We start from the raw sequence: 18,725 nt of genomic DNA on the forward strand, positions 1-18,725 counted from the left end.
TAACCGTTGTTTAAAAAATCAGCCGACATTCTGGTAAAACCACTGTAAATTCTGCTATACTGGCTAATTCGCTGCGTTCGGTGGTTATTTGCGTTTTTTGTAGGAAATATCACAAAAAAACAGTCAAAAACCTGAACAAAAAAGCAGCAATGTGAGTAACCAATATATAGCCGATAACACGAGCAGAACCAAACTCGGGCGGATGCGCATCGCATACTAAGCGTCGCATTGGGCAGATACGGCATTGATACGAACACCAGTACTCCAGCAGACAAGATGAACCATACGGTTATTTATATTGTCTTGTCTATTGCAAACTAATTGAATGTGAGAAGTGTAGGTTATATGGCGCAAAGCAAGCAGTCTCAGATTAAGCTCCTGATTGCAAAAGGTAAAGAGCAAGGTTATTTGACCTTTGCAGAAGTTAACGACCACCTGCCGCAAGATATTGTCGATTCTGATCAAATCGAAGACATTATCCGCATGATTAACGACATGGGAATTCAAGTTTCTGAATCAGCTCCTGATGCAGATGAACTTCTCATGCAAGAGGCAAATGCAGACGAAGACGCAGCAGAGGCTGCCGCTCAAGCACTTGCCACTGTAGAAAGTGAAATAGGCCGCACCACAGATCCAGTGCGCATGTACATGCGTGAAATGGGTACGGTTGAACTATTAACACGTGAAGGCGAAATTGAAATTGCCAAGCGTATTGAAGATGGCATTAATCAGGTTCAGTGTTCTGTTGCAGAATACCCAGAAGCCATTACTTACTTGCTCGATCAATGGGATCTTTACGAAGCAGAAGAAATTCGCCTAAGCGATATTATCTCTGGTTTTGTTGACCCGGATGACGACCAAGACCTCGCCCCAACCGCAACGCACATCGGTTCTGACCTTTCAGAAGAAGAGTTAGAAGACGAAGATGATGATAGCGATGATGAGGACGAGGAAGAAGAAGACACTGGCGTAGATCCTGAACTTGCAAGAGAACGCTTTGACGAACTTCGCACTCAGTACATCAAAACTCGTGATGTAATTGAAAAGAAAGGTCGTTCGCATGCAGAAGCACGCAAGCAAATCAACGCACTAAGCGACATATTCAAAGAATTCAGACTTGTTCCAAAGCAATTTGATCGCATGGTGAAAAACATGCGTCACATGATGGACAAAGTGCGCATTCAAGAACGTCTCGTTATGAAGTTCTGCGTAGTGAATGCAAAGATGCCGAAGAAAGACTTTATAAAAGCTTTCGCCGGCAACGAAACATCGACAGCATGGCTTTTTGAAGCAGTTAAATCTGGTGCTCCGTACTCCGATGAGCTAGCGATACACCAAGAAGAAGTTGAACGCTGCATAAGCAAGATGAATCAGGTTGAACAAGAAACCGGTCTAGTTATCGCAGACATTAAAGACATTAACCGTCGTATGTCTATTGGTGAAGCGAAAGCCCGCCGTGCGAAGAAGGAAATGGTGGAAGCTAACCTTCGTCTTGTTATTTCAATTGCTAAGAAATATACCAATCGCGGACTTCAGTTCCTCGACCTTATTCAAGAAGGTAACATTGGTCTTATGAAAGCAGTTGATAAATTTGAATACCGCCGTGGGTATAAGTTCTCAACTTATGCAACGTGGTGGATTCGCCAGGCTATTACTCGCTCAATTGCAGACCAAGCACGTACTATACGTATACCGGTTCACATGATTGAGACGATTAACAAGCTAAACCGTATTTCTCGCCAAATGCTGCAAGAGATGGGACGCGAGCCAACACCAGAGGAATTATCGGAGCGCATGTTAATGCCTGAAGATAAGATTCGAAAAGTGCTTAAAATCGCTAAAGAGCCTATTTCAATGGAGACGCCGATTGGTGACGATGAAGATTCACATCTTGGTGACTTTATTGAGGACAGCACGATTGTGCAGCCTCTAGACTCGGCAACCGGTGGAAGCTTAAAAGGTGCAACTCAAGAGGTGTTAGCGGGTCTTACAGCTCGTGAAGCTAAGGTTTTGCGTATGCGTTTTGGTATCGACATGAATACTGACCATACGCTTGAAGAAGTAGGCAAGCAATTTGACGTTACCCGTGAGCGAATTCGTCAGATTGAGGCGAAAGCATTGCGTAAACTTCGTCACCCAAGCCGCTCTGAACAGCTTCGCAGCTTTTTAGACGAGTAGCCTCAAGAGAAACAGCAATCAAATATTGCTAATGCAAATAAACAGAATCCTCGGCGTTTGCCGGGGATTTTTTATTTGCGCAGTTCTTTATGTATGTTTACGTCTTTCTTTGCGTACTTCTATGTTGAAATACAACGTCTTGAATACCTTCGTACTGCTTGGTAAATCGAATCCTCAACCAAAAGTTAGACATAAAAAAACCTCCAACAGGAGGTTTTTATGAAACTAGATACGTCTTAAACACGGAATTGTTTAGCAATCGATTCTAAGTGCTGAGCCAAGTTTGCAAGCTCGTTACACATACTGCCAAGCTCGCCGGAGCGACTGGACGTTTGCTCTGTACGCTCATGAATTTCATCAACATGACGCACGATGTCGATAGCCACTGTACGTTGGTCTTCAGTATTTTTGGCAATTTGCTCGTTCATATTATTAATACGACCGATTGTGCTAGTAATAGTCTCTAGGCTTATACCCGCCTTGTTCGCGGTTTCTACGCTATTAGATGCTTGCTCTGTTCCTTTCGCCATTACTTGCACGGCCGATTTAGCCGCATTCTGCAGCTGCTCAATAGTGTTTTGAATTTCTTCGGTAGATTGCTGCGTTCTTGAAGCAAGAGTACGTACCTCATCCGCAACAACGGCAAAACCACGACCTTGCTCGCCTGCCCTAGCAGCCTCAATAGCCGCATTCAGCGCTAGCAAATTAGTTTGTTCTGCTATGCCTTTAATAACGTCTAAAACCGACCCGACTTTGTTTGAATCAGATTCTAAGCGCCCAATGACATCTGCCGTTTCTCTAACGTTGTCCGCTAAGTGCTGAATACTGGTCACTGTTTGTTGAACAATTTGACGTCCTTCACTAGCTGCATCAGTCGCTTCGTTTGCATCGTTTGCCGCTTGGGCCGCGCTTTGCGCTACACCATCTACAGAACCGCTCATCGTATCAACTGCTTGTTTCGCGTTAGTCGCTGAGCGTTGTTGCACATCAATGGTACGCTGCGTTTCTTCAGTCACACCGCGAAGGTTTTGCGCTAAATTAGACAGAGGCAGACTTGCTTCAACCACGTCTTTTACAACGCCTTGAAGTTTGTCCATGAATTGATTGAACCAATAAACAAGGTCGCCAATTTCATCTTCGCTTTTTGTTTCTATGCGAACGGTTAAGTCACCGTTTTCTTGCGCTATATCTTTAAGTGAGCGCACCACATCATCAATGCTCTTCTTGATACCGCGAACGATGGGAACTGCTGTGGCAAACAAGAGAATTGTTACTACTATCGCTAAGATAATGCCCGTACTAATTAGCGAGGTGTTAGCAGAGTCAGTGTTTTTGAATGCTGTTTCAAAAGCATTCTGTTGATCGTCTCTAAACCGGGTCATTGCAGCAATTACGCCATCGTACGACTCGTTCATCTGACTAGAAAGTTGTCCAATTCGGCTGAAATCGGCAGTTCCATTTACCATAGACTGAGATACATCAAAGGCAACTTTGAAATAGTCGTCAAAGCCCTCTGAAATTTTAGCCATATCCGAACGAAATTCAGGGCTGATGCCCCCAATTTGTTTCATGCCTGCTTTAGCCTCTTTTGCCAACGTTTGAGCTGCTGTTAGCGTATCTTGGTCGCCCGTTGTCACTGCACTAGATAAGGTATCTCTTACCTTTTGCATTTCGACAAGGGTTGAGGCAGATAATTGAAGTGCTGGGAACTGTACTTTTTGTACTTTTTCTAGAATTGCGTCGTTGTTTAATGCAGTGTAAATAGTGATTAATAGATAAATAACAAAGCTCAAAACCGCAATCCCTGGTATCAGGAAAATTTTTGACGCTATCGGCATTTTTTTAAGAAAACTCATTTGCTATCTCTCTATTTTTATTCATCGTCCAACAATAGTTAGGCAACCACTAACACGACGCTTCTAATGTTATTTATCTACTGTATTTTTGAATACTTTAGCAAATACTCTAACGAATACTTAAATAAAGCCTTAAAAACTTAGACAAATAATTGGGGCTCAGCAAAAAAGTCTGAGCCCCACTAGCGTTTTAGAATGTGTAGTTTACGCCAACTTTAAGCAAGGTTGCATCGTTCAAGTCATTTAAGTCATCGCTGTACCAGGTTACATCGGCTTTTACCGCAAGACCTGGCTCGACATCGTAACGTAGGCCTGCAGTTACTGCTGACACGTCTAGGTTTTGCTGAGCAGCAATACCACTTGCTGCTTGATAGATACCAGACCAGGTAGCATCTGTAACAGCATCACCAGAGGAAATTGTTGGTGGAAGCGCTGCAACTAAACCAAGCTGCGCACCGTTGTCCGCCTCTTCAACTTCATAAGTAATATGCGGAGTGAATTTACCAAAGCGTAAACCAGCAGTCACATACCATGCTTTGTTGTCGGCAATAACAGAACCATCAACTTCTGTTTGCGTGTATTCTGCACCCACAAACCAATCGTACTTATCAACACCAACGGCTACTTCAAAGAAGGTACCGGTGTCTTCTTCTACGCGTAAACCAGTCGCTAACGCCGATGCACCAGGAACAAAAGCACCAAATTGGCCCGCGCCGTCAACAAACGCATCAAATTCTGGGTTTGCAGCACTTGTTTTACCGGTTGCTATTAAAGTACGAGCACTAAACCAATCTCTTGTTGCTTCAAAAGATAACGCCAAAACGTTATCTAGAGTTAACGCCGCAGGAGTTCCAGAAATAGTGGTGTCTGCTTGAGCGCGACCTGTAGTGAACTGTGCGCCATACTCCCAATCGCCTGCATAGTTGGCATAGTCAACTCTTACACCATCAATGTTGTTAAAGTCGATACCGTAAACCGCGTCTGGTGGCGTTAACCAGTGATAAGAGTAACCCACATCTAAAGATGCAGAGTATTTGAATAACGGCATACGGATTCTGCCAGCACTAATACTAGTAGTATTAGATAGGTTATATGTCATGTAGGCCCATTCGAAATCAGCGTCGTAATCGTCTCTACCACGCCCTACAACCTGTGCTGTGGCAGACAGTTTATCGCTAATTTCACCGCGAACTTGCAAACCAAATACACTTGCTGGGTCGAAGCTAACGTCGCTGTTGTAATCGTAAACCGATTCGTCGTCATCCAGTGTCATACCAGCGATAAGGTTGGCAAAACCGTTAATTTGAACGTCTGCTATAGCGGGAGCGGCCAAAAGACTAGCCATTGAGAAGATAGCAAGTTTTGTTTTCATGCTTGTTCCTTTAAATTCAGTGTAATTCGGTAAAATTAAAACGTGGCTACAACGCGTACGCTGTCATTAACAGCGCCAGCATCAACGTAGCCTATGGCGCTAGGATTTCCCGCCACAGTGGAGAGCACTTCTGCGTCGCTACCAAGAGATTTTGGCGGTTGGCCTTTCCCTGTAAATACAAGCTTCGACCAAAACGCTGTTAATTGTGACGCCGTTTTATTGAGTACTTTACCGTTAAATTCGTCGGTAACTGCGTTACCTTCCGCTAGCGCTACCGGCTCAGCGCGAGTTCCGTTAGGAAATGCTTTGGCTTTGTTTAAGAACAATCTACTGATCGTTACTTTGTCTAACGAGTCGCCATTACTTGGATGAACAACAACCGCTACATCTGCGAATGCCATATTGCAGCAAAGGCTCGCTGCGAGTATCCATTTTTTCATAAGATATCCTCTTAACTTTGTCGCGGTGATATATCACCGCTTCAATTATGCTCAGCCCACGTTTTGCTCGTGTGGCAAAACCAGTGCTGGGTAAAACAAAGCGCAATCGTAGCTTCAATTCCACAATTGCCTAAGTATTGGTCACAAATGGTAATATCGCCAACAAAGCTACTAAGTTTTTAGATTCGAAAAATGAAGAACTTACGTTTGAAGGCGTGTGATGGCGCGCAGTTTAATGCGCGGGAGATTTTAAACAACTAGACTAATGACTAATAGCGCTACTTAGTGGTTGGATCAGTGTTTAAAAAAATAAAAGAAAGAATACGATTAAAAATTTAAACTCGAAAAATCAGACAATTAGCTAAAACCAGCTATTTTAATAGGGCATCAAAACCCATATGGAAGTATGAAAAAACATACCAAAAGCCTAACTGACGTATAATGCACTATACGAATACTTCTGGCATATTAAAAAAAGCGGGATATCAAGCTGGCAACAAGCACATAAACTACATCCCACTTAATCATCACCTAGCACACTCGACTCAGCTAACTTAGCAAGCAAATCGACTCTGTCAACTTGTACGTAAACGACACGCAGGCGGTCTTTTTGACAAACCATTTTGGCGCACCAGTAAGTCGCAGCTAGTGTAATTGATACGCCAACTGCGTTCACCCCGTCACGCCAACCCAGCCGCATCTCCTCAAAGTTTCCACTCAACAGTGTTAAATCTTGCTGAGTGAAGGACAATGGCATGCTGGGCTATATCGACAGGAAACTATTCAACATCACCCTTTTTGTATGGAATCTCTTTGTGCAACCGTTCTATCTCTTGAGTGCGCTTAAGCGGTGAACTTGTATTTCTGGCAAGCCAACTGTAAGCCGTTGGTACAACGTACAAGGTCATGAAGGCCGATACTAAGACACCTGAGAATATCACCATACCTATTACCATTCGGCTTTCTGCGCCAGGCCCGGTGGCAAGAACCAGAGGTAGCGCACTAAACACCGTAGTAAAACCTGTCATTACGATAGGACGAAGCCTTTGGGTAGCCGCTCTTTTTAGGGCCTCTTCAAAGGCCATGCCGCTATCGCGAAGCTGGTTCGCAAATTCAACAATTAAAATACCGTTCTTCGCAGCCAGCCCAATAAGCATGACTAACCCAATCTGACTATATATGTTTATCGTCATGCCCGAGAAAAACAGCCCAATATAAGCACCTACAAGAGCCAGAGGCACCGTAAGCATAATAACGAGAGGATGCACCCAACTTTCAAATTGTGCGGCCAAAATAAGATAGGTGATTGCTAATGCAAGCATGAAAACATAAATAAAGGAACTACCGGCTTCTTGATAGAGCTGTGACTCGCCTTTGTAGTCAATGGATACGGTGTCAGGAAGCTCTGTACGAACAATGTCTTCTAAATAAGTCAGTGCCTGACCTAGCGTGTAACCCTCGGCTAAGTTTGCCGATATAGTAACAGCGCGCATTCGGTTATAACGGTTTAGACGAGACGAGGTAGCCTGCTCCTCAAAAGTCAGTAAGTTATCCATAGGAACCAATTCGCCGGTTCTTGACGAACGCACATAGAGGTTTTCTATGCTGTTTGGGCTTCTAAAGTCGTCTTCAATACCTTCTAAAATAACATCGTATTCCTCTCCTCTATCTAGGAAAGTAGATACTCTGCGCTGACCCAGCATAACTTCTAAGGTGCCACCGATATCACTAATAGAAACACCGAGATCTGCGGCTCTATCGCGGTTAATGTTAACTAGCAACTGAGGTGACGTTTCTTTGTAATCTGAATCTAGTCGAATAAGCCCGGGGTTTTCAGCCGCTTTTTCAAGTACCGTATCTCGCCATGCAACAAGGTTTTCATAGGTATCGCCTTTTAAAACAAATTGCACTGGTCTTCCGAACCCGCCCCCAGATACACCACTTCGCATAATCGAAAAGGCTCTTACATCAGGTACCGTAGTTAATTTTTCGCTTAACTCGTCCATAAGTTCAAAGGTGCTGAAATCTCTTACATCCCAATCTGCTGAACCTACAATGGCAATACCTGCATTGCCACCAAAGCCCGGTGTTCTTACTAGCAAACGATTAATTTTACCGCTCTCCCGATAGGGCATTAATATATCTTCAATTTGCTTTAGGTTTTCAGCATTACTTTTAAAACTCGCCCCCTCCTGCGCATTCATAAGAATAAAAAAGTTACCCCTATCTTCTTTTGGTACAAACTCGCTGGGCACTTTTTCTGAAAATTGAATAATAGCGATGACTGCAAAAGCGAGTAACAGCAACATTAATATTGGCTGATGTAAGGTTTTCCCCAAACTTTGAAAATAACGGTTTTCGAGCGCCGAGAAACGCTTATCCATCCAACTTCCGAAACCAGATGCTCGCTCACGCTTTTTAAGTATTTTCGACGCCATCATAGGTGTTAGCGTTAGGGCAGTGAAACTGGAAAATGCCACAGCGGCAGCAATGGCCAATGCAAATTCAGTGAATAAACGTCCAATGTTCCCCTCCAAAAACACAAGAGGTACAAATACCGAAATCAGCACCAATGTAGTAGCAATAACGGCGAAACCAACTTCTTTGGCCCCCCGATAAGCAGCTAAAATAGGGGGCTCGCCCAACTCAATTCTGCGATAGATGTTTTCTAACACCACAATAGCATCGTCTACTACTAGTCCTATGGCCAGCACCATGGCCAGTAGTGTTAAGAGGTTGATTGAAAACCCAAGGGCATACATAACAATGAATGCAGCAATAAGAGATACCGGAACGGTGACCGCAGGAATAAAGGTAGCGCGAACATTCCCCAGAAATAAATAAATCACTACGACCACCATAAGCATAGCAATGGCCAGGGTTTCATAAACCTCATCAATAGAGGCCTCAATGAAAACCGAGGAGTCGTAGCTAGGTACAATAAAAATGTTATCTGGCAGCGATGCCTCTATTTTTGCTATTTGTGCCTTTGCCGCACGTGCCACTTCAAGGGTATTCGATTTAGATTGCTTGATAATGCCAAGACCAATCATGTTTACGCCGTCGCCGCGAAACTCGGTCTCATCATCTTCTGCGGTTAACTCAACATTGGCTATTTCGCCTAGTCGCACCAGATAGCCGTTATCGCCTACCGCCACAGTGAGGGCAGCAAAATCTTCAGGGGTTAAAAAGGTTCGGGCTACCCTTACTTCAAAATCACGGTCGACAGACTCAACTTCGCCGGCGGGCAGTTCAACGTTTTCTGCGCGAATAACTTGCTCTACATCGCTAACGGTAATGCCCCGGGCAGACATAGCGGTTCTATCTAAAAACACTTTCATGGCATAGCGGCGACCACCACCAATTTGCACCCGCGCAACGCCATCAACAATGGAAAGCCTATCAACGAGGAAGCGCTCTGCGTAGTCGGTCAATTCCATTGTGTTTAGGTTTGTACTTCTCAGGTTGTACCACACCACGGCGCTTTCATCGGAGTTAGCCTTTGACACTTCAGGTGGATCTGCTTGGTCCGGTAGATTATTTAATGCGCGACTCACGCGCTCCCTTACATCATTGGCCGCAGCATCAATATCGCGAGAAAGCTTAAATTCAATTGTGATGTCAGAACGACCGTTGCGCGAAGTAGAGGTAACGTTTTTTATACCCTCTATACCCGATATACGGTCTTCTAGAAGTTGGGTTATTCGAGTTTCAACAATATTTGCCGATGCACCAGCATAGGTGGTATTCACCGACACTATGGGTGGATCGATATCGGGGTATTCACGAAGTGACAGCATAGAAATAGCAACAACGCCAAATATCACTAACAGTAAATTGATAACCGTTGCAAAAACGGGGCGCTTAACTGAAACGTCAGACAATAACATGGTGCGCCGCCCTATCGATTAAGTACGTTGACTGGAGATTGGTCACGCACACGCAGCGTACCTTCGGTAATAACTTCATCACCTTCACTTACACCTTTGATTATCTGGACTATGCCTGGCCTTCTCTCCCCAATAACCACTTCTGTTTGGTGCGCCACATCGTCTTTAACCACATAAACAAATTGCTTATCTTGTACGGGAACCAGTGCTTTTTCTGGAAGAACGAGAGTGTTTAAAACACGCTTTTCTACTGTAACGGTTAGCAGCATACCTGGGCGTAAACGGTTGTCTTTATTCTTTATGACTGCTCGCACATTAATGGCGCGGATCACGGGGTCTAATCTGGTGTCGACATTACTAATAACGCCTTCGAACTCTACGCCTGGATAAGCAATTGAAGTTGCAGTTAACCGCTGGCCTGCTGCAACACTCGCTAAATGCGTTTCTGCAACACTAAAGTCAACTTTTACCACGCTGATGTCGTCTAACGTAGTAATAGTATTTCCAGGCTGGATAAGTGAGCCTTTACTGATCATTCTATTGCCAAGCAAACCACTAAAAGGAGCGCGAACCTGCAAGTCGTCTAACTGTGCTTTTGCGATATCTAGCTGAGCTTCTAACGCTTTTACGCGGGCTTGTTGTTCGTCTAAAAGCTGCTCAGAGGTAGCATTGGTTTGGCGTAAATCAGCTATTCGGGTGAATTGTCTTTTTGCTTCAACAATATTGGCCTTGAGTTCTTCAACACGCGCGAGTTCTTCCGAGTTATTAAGCTGAACAAGTACTGTGCCTGCGTCAACTTTATCACCGTCTTCAAAATTGATACTGGCTATCGTTTCTGTAACTTGGGCAGTGATGTTTACCGATTCGTTCGCCACCGCGGTGCCTAGCGACTCTATGGTAATGGGTAATGCTTGTGTACTCGCCAATGCCGTTTTGACCGGCGTGGCCTTTGCTGCATTTTGTTGCTCAGCACTTTCTTCGGGTAAATTAAGATAGACAACAATGCCGGCCAGTAGGGCAACACCAATGAGTAGTGGAGATAAAGAAAAACGTGAAGACATAACCTTTCCTATAGGTAAAATAACGCCTTGTGATAAAGTAGTTTGCGAAGTGGTTGCCAATTTTAGTAAAAAGCACTCTATTCACATTCGGCTACGCATCTCAAACACCTTCTCCAATATGCACCCTAGGCACGTTTTGGTGCAAGGCGCGAGCGGTGGTTTTGTGGCGCTATTACTTGTTTTTATTTTAATAAGGGTATTCTACCTTTTTCGATGACTTTCTATTTTCGCTTATCAGCTATTTTGGCACTTTTAACGCTTTTTGCCTGCTCGGACTCTACTCCTAGCCAACCCGCTTGTAGACAATCAACGCAATTGAGTACTGAAACTGCCCAACCGCAAAATAATACCGTCAACTCAAACGCCGCAGCCTGCCTTGTGAAAATTCAAAATAAAGTGTTACTTATTAGGCATCGGCTAACCGGCAAACTTGATTTTCCTGGAGGTGGGGTCGATAAGGATGAATCTTTGTCTTGTGCCGCTCATAGAGAAACCTGGGAAGAAACCGGTTTTAATGTTTTTGTTCGCAAACACTTGCTCACAACCCGGCGGGGTCTCTCGGTATTTGCCTGCGACCTGGATGCAGGAGTTGGCGCTTTTCCCGATAATTTTTCACCACCGGCATGGGCTAAAATTGAGGTAACGGCTGTAGAAAAAATTGACCCCTTTGTTATAGAACATAACGCAATGCGATTCCCAGACGATTTAGTTTCACTTAGAGATGGTTTTATTGCATTTACGCCACAGTAAACGGGCAAAAATCGGTATTAGCATATCTTTGCGCTGAATATATGTCAGCCATATGTATCAAAACGGCTATATATGCTTGTGATTCAAAATCCAAAGAAGTTCTGGCTTTTGATAAATAGCCTGAACTGGTAATCTTTGCGGTACGGTTAAAGCGATTCTATGGCTGTGCCTTGTATTTGTAATTCACATTCGCTTTCAACGCCCTGCACTACTTTTTCTACCAAGTGCAGGGATAAGATTACCCAAGGAGTAAAGCGTGTTTTCACTACCGCCTCAAAGTCTTAAAAATTCTGTTTCAGAACAAGAATGGCAAACCCGAGTGGATCTTGCAGCCTGCTATCGCCTGGTAGCAGATATGCGCTGGGGCGACCTCATTTATACGCATATTTCAGCCAAAGTGCCGGGAACAGAACATTACTTGGTGAATGCGTTTGGTTTAGGCTTCGACGAGGTGACGGCTTCTAATCTCGTTAAAGTAGACCTAGACGGTAACATTCTCGATGATACACCTTATGGAATAAACCCTGCGGGCTTCACTATTCATAGCGCTATTCATGAAGTGCGTCACGATGCAAAATGCGTAATTCATTTGCATACATTGGCCACCATTTCAGTTGCCTCGGTGAAAGGTGGCTTAAAACCTTGGAGCCAGTATTCTTTATTTTCTCTTCCATCGCTGTCCTATCATAAATATGAAGGACTGGCTGTTGATGACCAAGAAAGAAAGCGTCTGCAAGAGGATTTAGGCGATACTAACCATATGTTATTGCCCAATCATGGCGGCCTTACTCTAGGCCCCACCGTAGGTGACGCGTTTATGCGATTTTATGATTTACAAAGAGCATGTGAAATTCAACTTGCGCTGATGCAGTCTAATGAAGAAGTGATTGAGATCCCTCAACCCATTATCGACGGTATATATGAGCAAGCGAGCATTGTTCACAGCGGAGAGACAGGTGGCCAAAAAGCATGGCCAGCGATGCTTAGAAAAGCCTACAAATTAGATCCAAGCTTCTGTGAATAATGCGTCTTTGTGATTACAAGGCTATTTCTCATCACAAAAAGCTATCTTGTTATCACAAAATAACAGGCAGGGAAAAGGCGAGGCAGTTAAAAAAGTACGAGTTGGCGCTCTGACATTTAAGGTAGGTTTCCGTAGGGAAATCCTCAAAATTGACTTAAAACACGGAATTGAACATAAACTATGAAAGTGACCAAAGTAGAAATATTCGACATTCAATGTCCAAAACGCCCACAGTGGAACCCTGTATTTGTAAGAGTTTATACCGACGAGGGAATTACCGGTGTGGGTGAAGCGGGTCTTGCTTACGACTGGGGACACAGCGCTGCTGCTCACATGGTAAAAGAAATTGCTGAGGCATTGCTCATTGGCTTTAATCCTTTTCAAACCGAACTATTATGGTCACGCATGCTACGTGAAGGTTTCTGGGGGTTAGGCGGCGGCCCTGTTTTTTATTCTGCAATGAGTGCCATAGATACCGCGCTTTGGGATATCAAAGGGAAAGCACTAGGCTTACCGGTATACGAACTGCTAGGTGGAAAAACAAACGGCAAACTGCGTAGCTATGCCAGTCAGTTACAGTTTGACTGGGATAAGGAAGTTACAAAACTGAACGACCCTGCCGATTACGCTCGCGCGACAGAGAAAGCGCTTAAAGACGGTTACGATGCGGTTAAAGTCGACCCCATTGTTTATGACAAAGATGGCAACACCCATTTCGACAGAACTAAGTTGTTTACTAAGCCAGAACTCAAGCTATTTAGAGCCCGCCTACAGGCAATGCGCGATGTTATGGGTGACGATGGCGATATTATCTTCGAGTGTCATAGCTTACTAGGCGCTTCTACTGCCATTCAGCTAGGTAGTATCGTAGAGGATATTGGCTGCTTGTATTACGAAGAGCCTGTGAACTACTTAAACTCAAAGCTTCACGATAAAGTTGCCAAGAACGTAAATGTGCCTATTGCTGGCGGCGAGCGTTTGTATCATCGCTGGGATGTTCGCCCTTATCTTGAAGATCAGTCTATTGACGTACTGCAACCAGATGTCGGTCTTTGTGGCGGCTTCACCGAAGCGAAAAAGGTGTGCGATTATGCTGACATTTACGATGTGCGTATTCAGGCCCATGTTTGTGGCGGCCCAGTAGCAACCGCTGCCAGCTTACATCTTGAGACCGCAATACCGAACTTTTTAATTCACGAGCATCACACCTACGCCATAAAAGAGTGGAATAGAGAGTTGTGTATTCAAGATCCTCAGCCAGTGAACGGATTCATTGAAGCACCAGATACGCCAGGGATCGGAATCGATTTGAATGATGAAGTTGTGTATCGCTCGCCACATATGACGGTTACCGAGCTAAAATAGTTATTACCTTTAAAACAGGCATCTTAAAAGCGAAGTGGTACATTGCGTTGCCACTTTGCTTTCAATTCACCGGCTCTTATTAGCGCGTGTTATTCTTCAAAATCTTGCGGAGTAAATTTGTACCAGCGATAAGCATTGCTATATCGTAACTGCTCGGCTGTTTGGCGATCGAAGCGCTTTAATAACCTGTCGTAGCCACGAAGAAGCGCTGAATAAGGCATTCTTAAGTTACATAGCGGAAAATTACTTGCCAACATAAGCTTACTTAAAGGTACACTTTCGATAACATCACAAAGTACCCCATGCGCATACTGCCACGACCACTGCCTCTCCTGCATCTCCATACCAGAAAATTTAAATGCCAACTTATTGTGCTGCCCAAGCTCTCGCAAATGATGCTGCCAATGTTTATAAGCAAGATTGGCTCTGCTAGAGGGCGCAATTCCAACATGATTTACCACAACTGTGAGGTGTGGCACTTGCTCAAGTACTTTAACTAATGCACTGACGCTTGCCGTGTCGGTTAAATCTAACTGAGCATCAAAAGAAAGCTGGTGCTGCGCCATGTATTTAAATGTGTGTAAAGCTTTTGGCGAACGCAAAATGGTTTGTGCACCGTCATCGAGAATATGGCGTAACCCGACGACGGAGTGAAAGCGGACCAGCCTATTGATATCTGCTTGCGCTGAATTTGCGGTTAAATGAATATTGGCAACGCTGCGAAATGGCCCTTTGCAGTGCTGCTCTAAAAATTGTACTTCCCGCCAAGGATGATGGTTATCAAACCCAGCTTCTATATGCACAAACCCTGCGATCAGGTTTCGGTTTCCTTCGTACAGCTCAGGCTCTAAGGTAGTTTGATTTATTACTGCCTTGTCGCTCCAGAACGGCGGGTTTTCAGGCTTTAGCCATGCATAATGTCCGTGGGCTAGTGCAAAAAGGTGGATGTGTGGATCAATCCATTTCATATCTTCTTCCCCTCTTTTCATACTCAGCCTAACAGCATTATGATGATTCATATTCACTACTGCGCTGTATAACCGCCATCAACCGCATACAGGCTGCCAGTAATAAAGGATGCTTTGTCACTGCATAAAAAATAGGTGAGTTCTGCAACATCCTCTGGCTGCCCAAGCCTGCCTAATGGCTGTGCTGACGCTTCTTCAGCAACCACTTCCTCTTTATTTGCACCAGATTTCGCCACATAGTTATCGATAGCGTTATGAAATAAAGGCGTTTCCACCGTACCTGGGCACACAGCATTCACACGTATTTTAAATGATGCGTAATCAAGCGCCGTTGTTTTAGCCATAGACGCTAATGCAGATTTTGTTAAGCCATACGCGAAAGAGTTTTGCTTACCTACAAAAGATTGATCTGACCCCATTACCACAATAGCGCCAGATTGCTGCAACTTCATCATCGGCAATGTGTATTTAATTGCGGCGTAAGCGCCTTTTATATTTAAATTAATCACGCTGTCTAGAAGGGCTTCATCGGTTTCTTCAATAGTGGCAGATACGTGCTTACCTGCATTACACACTAGCGCGTCAATTCGTTCATATTTGCTGGCAACAGAAGATAACGCAGTTTCAACATCACTAACCTTGCTAACATCACAACTTACCCATTCACAATGAGCTGGCGTGATATCAAAAGGCCTGATGTCTAAATTGACCACGCGATAACCGTTTTCGGCAAAGGTTTTACATACCGCAAGGCCAATTCCCAAGCTGCCTCCCGTTACTACGCATACTGGACTATTATTACTCATACGCTTTTTACGCCTTAACTATGTCGCCTTATTTAGGGCGTTAGCATGCCAGTGAGATGGATAAATGCAAGAAAAAGCCAAGTGGTATAAATAATATTTATTATTAACTTTCGATTAACGGACTACTCTGACCACTTGTTTTATGGCTATAATAGCGAGATTAAAACACTTGTTTGAAAAAGGAGTCATCCATGCCTCTACACCACGCCCCTACCGCTGATTTTCAGTTTCTTTTAAAAGAATGGCTTGGACTTGATGCTCATTACCAAAAGCTAGGTATTAGCGATTTCGATAGTGACTTAGCAAATGAAATTATTTCCCAAGGCGCCAAATTTGCCTTGGACGTTGTTGCTCCGCTTAATCGCGAAGGCGACGAAGAAGGCTGTAAACTTGAAAATGGCAAGGTCACTACCCCTAAAGGCTTTGCAGACGCTTACCAAGAGTATGTTGCGAATGGCTGGAACGCCATGCTTGGCTCTGCAGAATACGACGGTCAAGATTTACCTTACACTATGGCAGTGCCGGTGCATGAAATGCTAAACGCGGCCAACTTGAGCTGGCGCTTAACAACCATGCTTACCGAAAGTGCCACGCTGGCAGTAACAAAGCATGCGAGCAAAGAGTTAAAAGATAAGTATTTAGCCAAGCTAATTAGCGGTGAGTGGACAGGCACAATGAACCTCACCGAGCCTCACGCGGGAACCGACTTAAGCTTGTTAAGCACAAAGGCGCTTCCGCAAGAAGACGGTAGCTTTAAAATTACAGGTAATAAGATCTTTATTACCGGCGGCGACCACGACTGGAGCTCTAACGTCATTCACTTAGTACTGGCTCGCTTACCTGATGCACCAAAAGGTGTTAAAGGAATAAGCTTGTTTCTAGTACCTAAATTTTTGCCCGATGCCAGCAATGAGCCGGGCGAAGCGAATAGTCTTTCAGTAGGTAGCATTGAGCACAAGATGGGGATCAAGGCTAGCCCAACATGTGTGATGAATTTCGACGGCGCCACCGGCTGGTTAGTGGGCGAGGAAAACAAAGGCTTGGCATGTATGTTCACTATGATGAACGACGCACGATTCCAAGTTGGCTTGCAAGGGTTGGGGGCAGCTGAAGCATCGTATCAAGGTGCACTAACATATGCCCGCGAGCGCGTGCAGTCTCGTGCACCTCAAGGTATTCAAAACCCAGAAGGCAAAGCCGACCCAATCGTGTTTCAGCCAGATGTGGCTCGAATGCTGTTAACACAGAAATCGCTTATTGAGGGCTGTCGTGCCCTGTCGCTTTTCTACGCTAAGTTTATGGACATTGAAAAGCACACCGACGGCGAAGAACAGAAAAACGCAGAGAATGTGCTTCAATACCTAACGCCTATCTGTAAAGCGTTCATGACTGATATGGGCCTTGAAACTACAAACCTTGGTGTTCAAATCTTTGGTGGCCATGGGTTTATACGCGAGTGGGGCATGGAGCAGCTTGTGCGCGATGTTCGTATTGCTATGCTTTACGAAGGAACAAACGGCATTCAAGCGCTCGACCTTATTGGACGTAAACTTACTCGCGACGGCGGACAAATGCTAGAGTCTACCTACAACGCGTTTAACGCACTCGTAGCAGACATCGAAAACGCAGAAGACAAAGGCCTAGCTCAAGGACTATTGGATGACTGGCGCGCCTCTTCTGCTGACTGTTTGGGCATGGATGCGACTACAGCTGCATCAGCGGCCTGTGACTTCCTTAACTACAGTGCTTACTCTCTAATTGGTGTGTTGTGGTACAGCATGGCAGATAAAGCCCAGCGCGGAGAGAATGCAGTACTTGCGGCATCAAAGGTAAAAACACGGGATTTTTATATGGAGCGTATTTTACCTCGTCGTGATGCTCACAAAGTAGCCTATACAGCAGGACCAGAAAGTACGTTAGCCGTCAGCGGTGATGAGTTCGATTATTTATAATCGCTGAAATAACTGTCCTTAAAATCAGTTTTTTGCACCAATAAAAAAGGCCGCGTTGTTTAGCTAAAGCAACGCGGCCTCTTTGTTTATACTTTGTTTTACTTTTCTTTTTCTACAAACGTGTCGTCAAACCAGTCATCAAGCATGGCTTTTTCATAAAACAGATTTTCATTTCTATTATTGCGAATATTGGTGTCCATGAACCCCATGTCTTTAAGGCTAAATTCCTCTTCGCTTTTAATTACTTCACCATCGCTATCGGTAAGTGAATAGCTAAACGTCATGCGTGGAATATCAACACGCTGTATCACGCGCACGTCTTGCCCCATGTTATTACCAAAGCCAACAAACTGACTGGGCCATACCTGCCCTGCCAAATCGATGTTCGTCACTACCATTGTCAAAGTTTGTGATTCAGGTAACGTCGCAGCTAACTCCACGAGATGCGATTCCAATTCCTCAAGAGTGCGCTCGCGAAAACGAACACGAGACTCGTTTGATGGCCTAACATCGGTATAAGACTTTGGTTCTTCCCATGTTATTTTTAATTCAGCCGCGTGAGCAGGCGTCATGGTGGTAAAAACTAAAGCGCTACTGAACAGCGCTGAATAGATAAGGGTTGCTGAAATAGGTAACTTATTCACGTTTACTCTCCTCGTTAAGGTCTTCTCGCAAACGTTTTTCGGCCTGTTGTCGCTTTACTGTGGCTTTCTCATCAGAGAAGACTGCATGATGGTATGGCACAGCTGAGCACGTTTAGTTCCCGAAAAGTTGGGGTTTATGTCGTCTTTTTCACAGTATGTTGCGTAAAAACGTTTAACATTGTCTGTGGATACGGTTATTTGTTCGACATAGTTTTGTTGGTAAGGTTTTAATGGCTTTAGCTGCTGCAGTATATCGTTGCGCAAACCGCTCAACGCGCGCTGCTCTGGCAAAGTAGACATAGAAATAAACCAGTCGGAAACAGAATGCTGAATATCTTCAAATAAATACTGCACGAACGGCGATCGTAAGATTAATACGAGCACAATAATTTCAGCAGTAATAATGAAAAAACGTAACA

15 protein-coding genes are annotated in these 18,725 nt (G+C 44.4%); 5 read left to right on the forward strand and 10 right to left on the reverse strand.

The features are described from left to right. Nucleotides 1–345: 345 nt before the first annotated feature. Nucleotides 346–2,178, forward strand: a complete 1,833-nt coding sequence (gene rpoD / locus GTW09_RS09985; protein ID WP_163111763.1) for an RNA polymerase sigma factor RpoD — start codon at nucleotides 346–348, stop codon at nucleotides 2,176–2,178. Between the two features lie 236 nt (nucleotides 2,179–2,414). Here the strand turns inward: rpoD and GTW09_RS09990 are convergent, their stop codons facing one another. From GTW09_RS09990 to GTW09_RS10015, 6 genes are all read right to left on the reverse strand, one after another. Further along, nucleotides 2,415–4,034, reverse strand: a complete 1,620-nt coding sequence (locus GTW09_RS09990; protein WP_163111764.1) for a methyl-accepting chemotaxis protein — start codon at nucleotides 4,032–4,034, stop codon at nucleotides 2,415–2,417. A gap of 190 nt (nucleotides 4,035–4,224) precedes the next feature. Next, entirely contained in the window at nucleotides 4,225–5,406 is a 1,182-nt protein-coding gene (locus tag GTW09_RS09995) for a topoisomerase IV (protein ID WP_163111765.1), read from the reverse strand. A 35-nt stretch (nucleotides 5,407–5,441) separates the two neighbouring features. Beyond that, on the reverse strand, nucleotides 5,442–5,846 hold the full coding sequence (locus GTW09_RS10000) for a type 2 periplasmic-binding domain-containing protein (protein WP_163111766.1): 405 nt from the start codon (nucleotides 5,844–5,846) through the stop codon (nucleotides 5,442–5,444). A 520-nt stretch (nucleotides 5,847–6,366) separates the two neighbouring features. Next, entirely contained in the window at nucleotides 6,367–6,603 is a 237-nt protein-coding gene (locus GTW09_RS10005; protein WP_163111767.1) for a hypothetical protein, read from the reverse strand. Nucleotides 6,604–6,625: 22 nt separating this feature from the next. Further along, nucleotides 6,626–9,736, reverse strand: a complete 3,111-nt coding sequence (locus tag GTW09_RS10010; RefSeq protein ID WP_163111768.1) for an efflux RND transporter permease subunit — start codon at nucleotides 9,734–9,736, stop codon at nucleotides 6,626–6,628. An 11-nt stretch (nucleotides 9,737–9,747) separates the two neighbouring features. Further along, nucleotides 9,748–10,797: an efflux RND transporter periplasmic adaptor subunit gene (locus GTW09_RS10015; RefSeq protein WP_163111769.1), complete on the reverse strand. Its 1,050-nt coding sequence runs from the start codon at nucleotides 10,795–10,797 to the stop codon at nucleotides 9,748–9,750. Nucleotides 10,798–11,175: 378 nt separating this feature from the next. Here GTW09_RS10015 and GTW09_RS10020 point away from each other — a divergent pair, with 378 nt between their 5' ends. The 3 genes from GTW09_RS10020 (at nucleotide 11,176) to GTW09_RS10030 (ending at nucleotide 13,936) form a co-directional block, all read left to right on the forward strand. Then, nucleotides 11,176–11,547 carry an NUDIX hydrolase gene (locus GTW09_RS10020; protein WP_338024942.1) on the forward strand — a complete coding sequence of 124 codons (372 nt, stop codon included), beginning with the start codon at nucleotides 11,176–11,178 and terminating at the stop codon, nucleotides 11,545–11,547. Between the two features lie 256 nt (nucleotides 11,548–11,803). Then, nucleotides 11,804–12,571, forward strand: a complete 768-nt coding sequence (locus tag GTW09_RS10025) for a class II aldolase/adducin family protein (RefSeq protein WP_163111771.1) — start codon at nucleotides 11,804–11,806, stop codon at nucleotides 12,569–12,571. A gap of 180 nt (nucleotides 12,572–12,751) precedes the next feature. Next, nucleotides 12,752–13,936 carry a mandelate racemase/muconate lactonizing enzyme family protein gene (locus tag GTW09_RS10030; protein ID WP_071978643.1) on the forward strand — a complete coding sequence of 395 codons (1,185 nt, stop codon included), beginning with the start codon at nucleotides 12,752–12,754 and terminating at the stop codon, nucleotides 13,934–13,936. An 89-nt stretch (nucleotides 13,937–14,025) separates the two neighbouring features. On the opposite strand, the gene GTW09_RS10035 is transcribed toward GTW09_RS10030, so the two are convergent. Both GTW09_RS10035 and GTW09_RS10040 read right to left on the reverse strand, forming a co-directional pair. Further along, nucleotides 14,026–14,904 (reverse strand): amidohydrolase family protein, encoded by an 879-nt coding sequence (locus tag GTW09_RS10035; protein WP_163111772.1) that lies wholly within the window; start codon nucleotides 14,902–14,904, stop codon nucleotides 14,026–14,028. A gap of 56 nt (nucleotides 14,905–14,960) precedes the next feature. Further along, nucleotides 14,961–15,710: an SDR family NAD(P)-dependent oxidoreductase gene (locus GTW09_RS10040; protein ID WP_163111773.1), complete on the reverse strand. Its 750-nt coding sequence runs from the start codon at nucleotides 15,708–15,710 to the stop codon at nucleotides 14,961–14,963. 191 nt (nucleotides 15,711–15,901) lie between these two features. Between GTW09_RS10040 and GTW09_RS10045 the strand changes: the two genes are divergently transcribed. Next, entirely contained in the window at nucleotides 15,902–17,662 is a 1,761-nt protein-coding gene (locus GTW09_RS10045) for an acyl-CoA dehydrogenase family protein (protein ID WP_163111774.1), read from the forward strand. A 98-nt stretch (nucleotides 17,663–17,760) separates the two neighbouring features. Here the strand turns inward: GTW09_RS10045 and GTW09_RS10050 are convergent, their stop codons facing one another. Continuing rightward, complete coding sequence (locus GTW09_RS10050; protein ID WP_163111844.1) at nucleotides 17,761–18,234, reverse strand: DUF3016 domain-containing protein; 474 nt, start codon at nucleotides 18,232–18,234, stop codon at nucleotides 17,761–17,763. 126 nt (nucleotides 18,235–18,360) lie between these two features. Then, entirely contained in the window at nucleotides 18,361–18,660 is a 300-nt protein-coding gene (locus GTW09_RS10055; protein WP_338024943.1) for a hypothetical protein, read from the reverse strand. Nucleotides 18,661–18,725 lie beyond the last annotated feature (65 nt).

The sequence above is a fragment of the Alteromonas hispanica genome, from assembly GCF_010500915.1.
In the GTDB taxonomy this organism is placed as follows: domain Bacteria; phylum Pseudomonadota; class Gammaproteobacteria; order Enterobacterales; family Alteromonadaceae; genus Alteromonas; species Alteromonas hispanica.

Excerpts from the sequence above, each read along its gene's own strand:
- rpoD (WP_163111763.1), top strand. The coding sequence starts at position 346 with ATGGCGCAAAGCAAGCAGTCTCAGATTAAGCTCCTGATTGCAAAAGGT.
- GTW09_RS09990 (WP_163111764.1), bottom strand. The coding sequence starts at position 4,034 with ATGAGTTTTCTTAAAAAAATGCCGATAGCGTCAAAAATTTTCCTGATA.
- GTW09_RS09995 (WP_163111765.1), bottom strand. The coding sequence starts at position 5,406 with ATGAAAACAAAACTTGCTATCTTCTCAATGGCTAGTCTTTTGGCCGCT.
- GTW09_RS10000 (WP_163111766.1), bottom strand. The coding sequence starts at position 5,846 with ATGAAAAAATGGATACTCGCAGCGAGCCTTTGCTGCAATATGGCATTC.
- GTW09_RS10005 (WP_163111767.1), bottom strand. The coding sequence starts at position 6,603 with ATGCCATTGTCCTTCACTCAGCAAGATTTAACACTGTTGAGTGGAAAC.
- GTW09_RS10010 (WP_163111768.1), bottom strand. The coding sequence starts at position 9,736 with ATGTTATTGTCTGACGTTTCAGTTAAGCGCCCCGTTTTTGCAACGGTT.
- GTW09_RS10015 (WP_163111769.1), bottom strand. The coding sequence starts at position 10,797 with ATGTCTTCACGTTTTTCTTTATCTCCACTACTCATTGGTGTTGCCCTA.
- GTW09_RS10030 (WP_071978643.1), top strand. The coding sequence starts at position 12,752 with ATGAAAGTGACCAAAGTAGAAATATTCGACATTCAATGTCCAAAACGC.
- GTW09_RS10035 (WP_163111772.1), bottom strand. The coding sequence starts at position 14,904 with ATGAAATGGATTGATCCACACATCCACCTTTTTGCACTAGCCCACGGA.
- GTW09_RS10040 (WP_163111773.1), bottom strand. The coding sequence starts at position 15,710 with ATGAGTAATAATAGTCCAGTATGCGTAGTAACGGGAGGCAGCTTGGGA.
- GTW09_RS10045 (WP_163111774.1), top strand. The coding sequence starts at position 15,902 with ATGCCTCTACACCACGCCCCTACCGCTGATTTTCAGTTTCTTTTAAAA.
- GTW09_RS10050 (WP_163111844.1), bottom strand. The coding sequence starts at position 18,234 with ATGACGCCTGCTCACGCGGCTGAATTAAAAATAACATGGGAAGAACCA.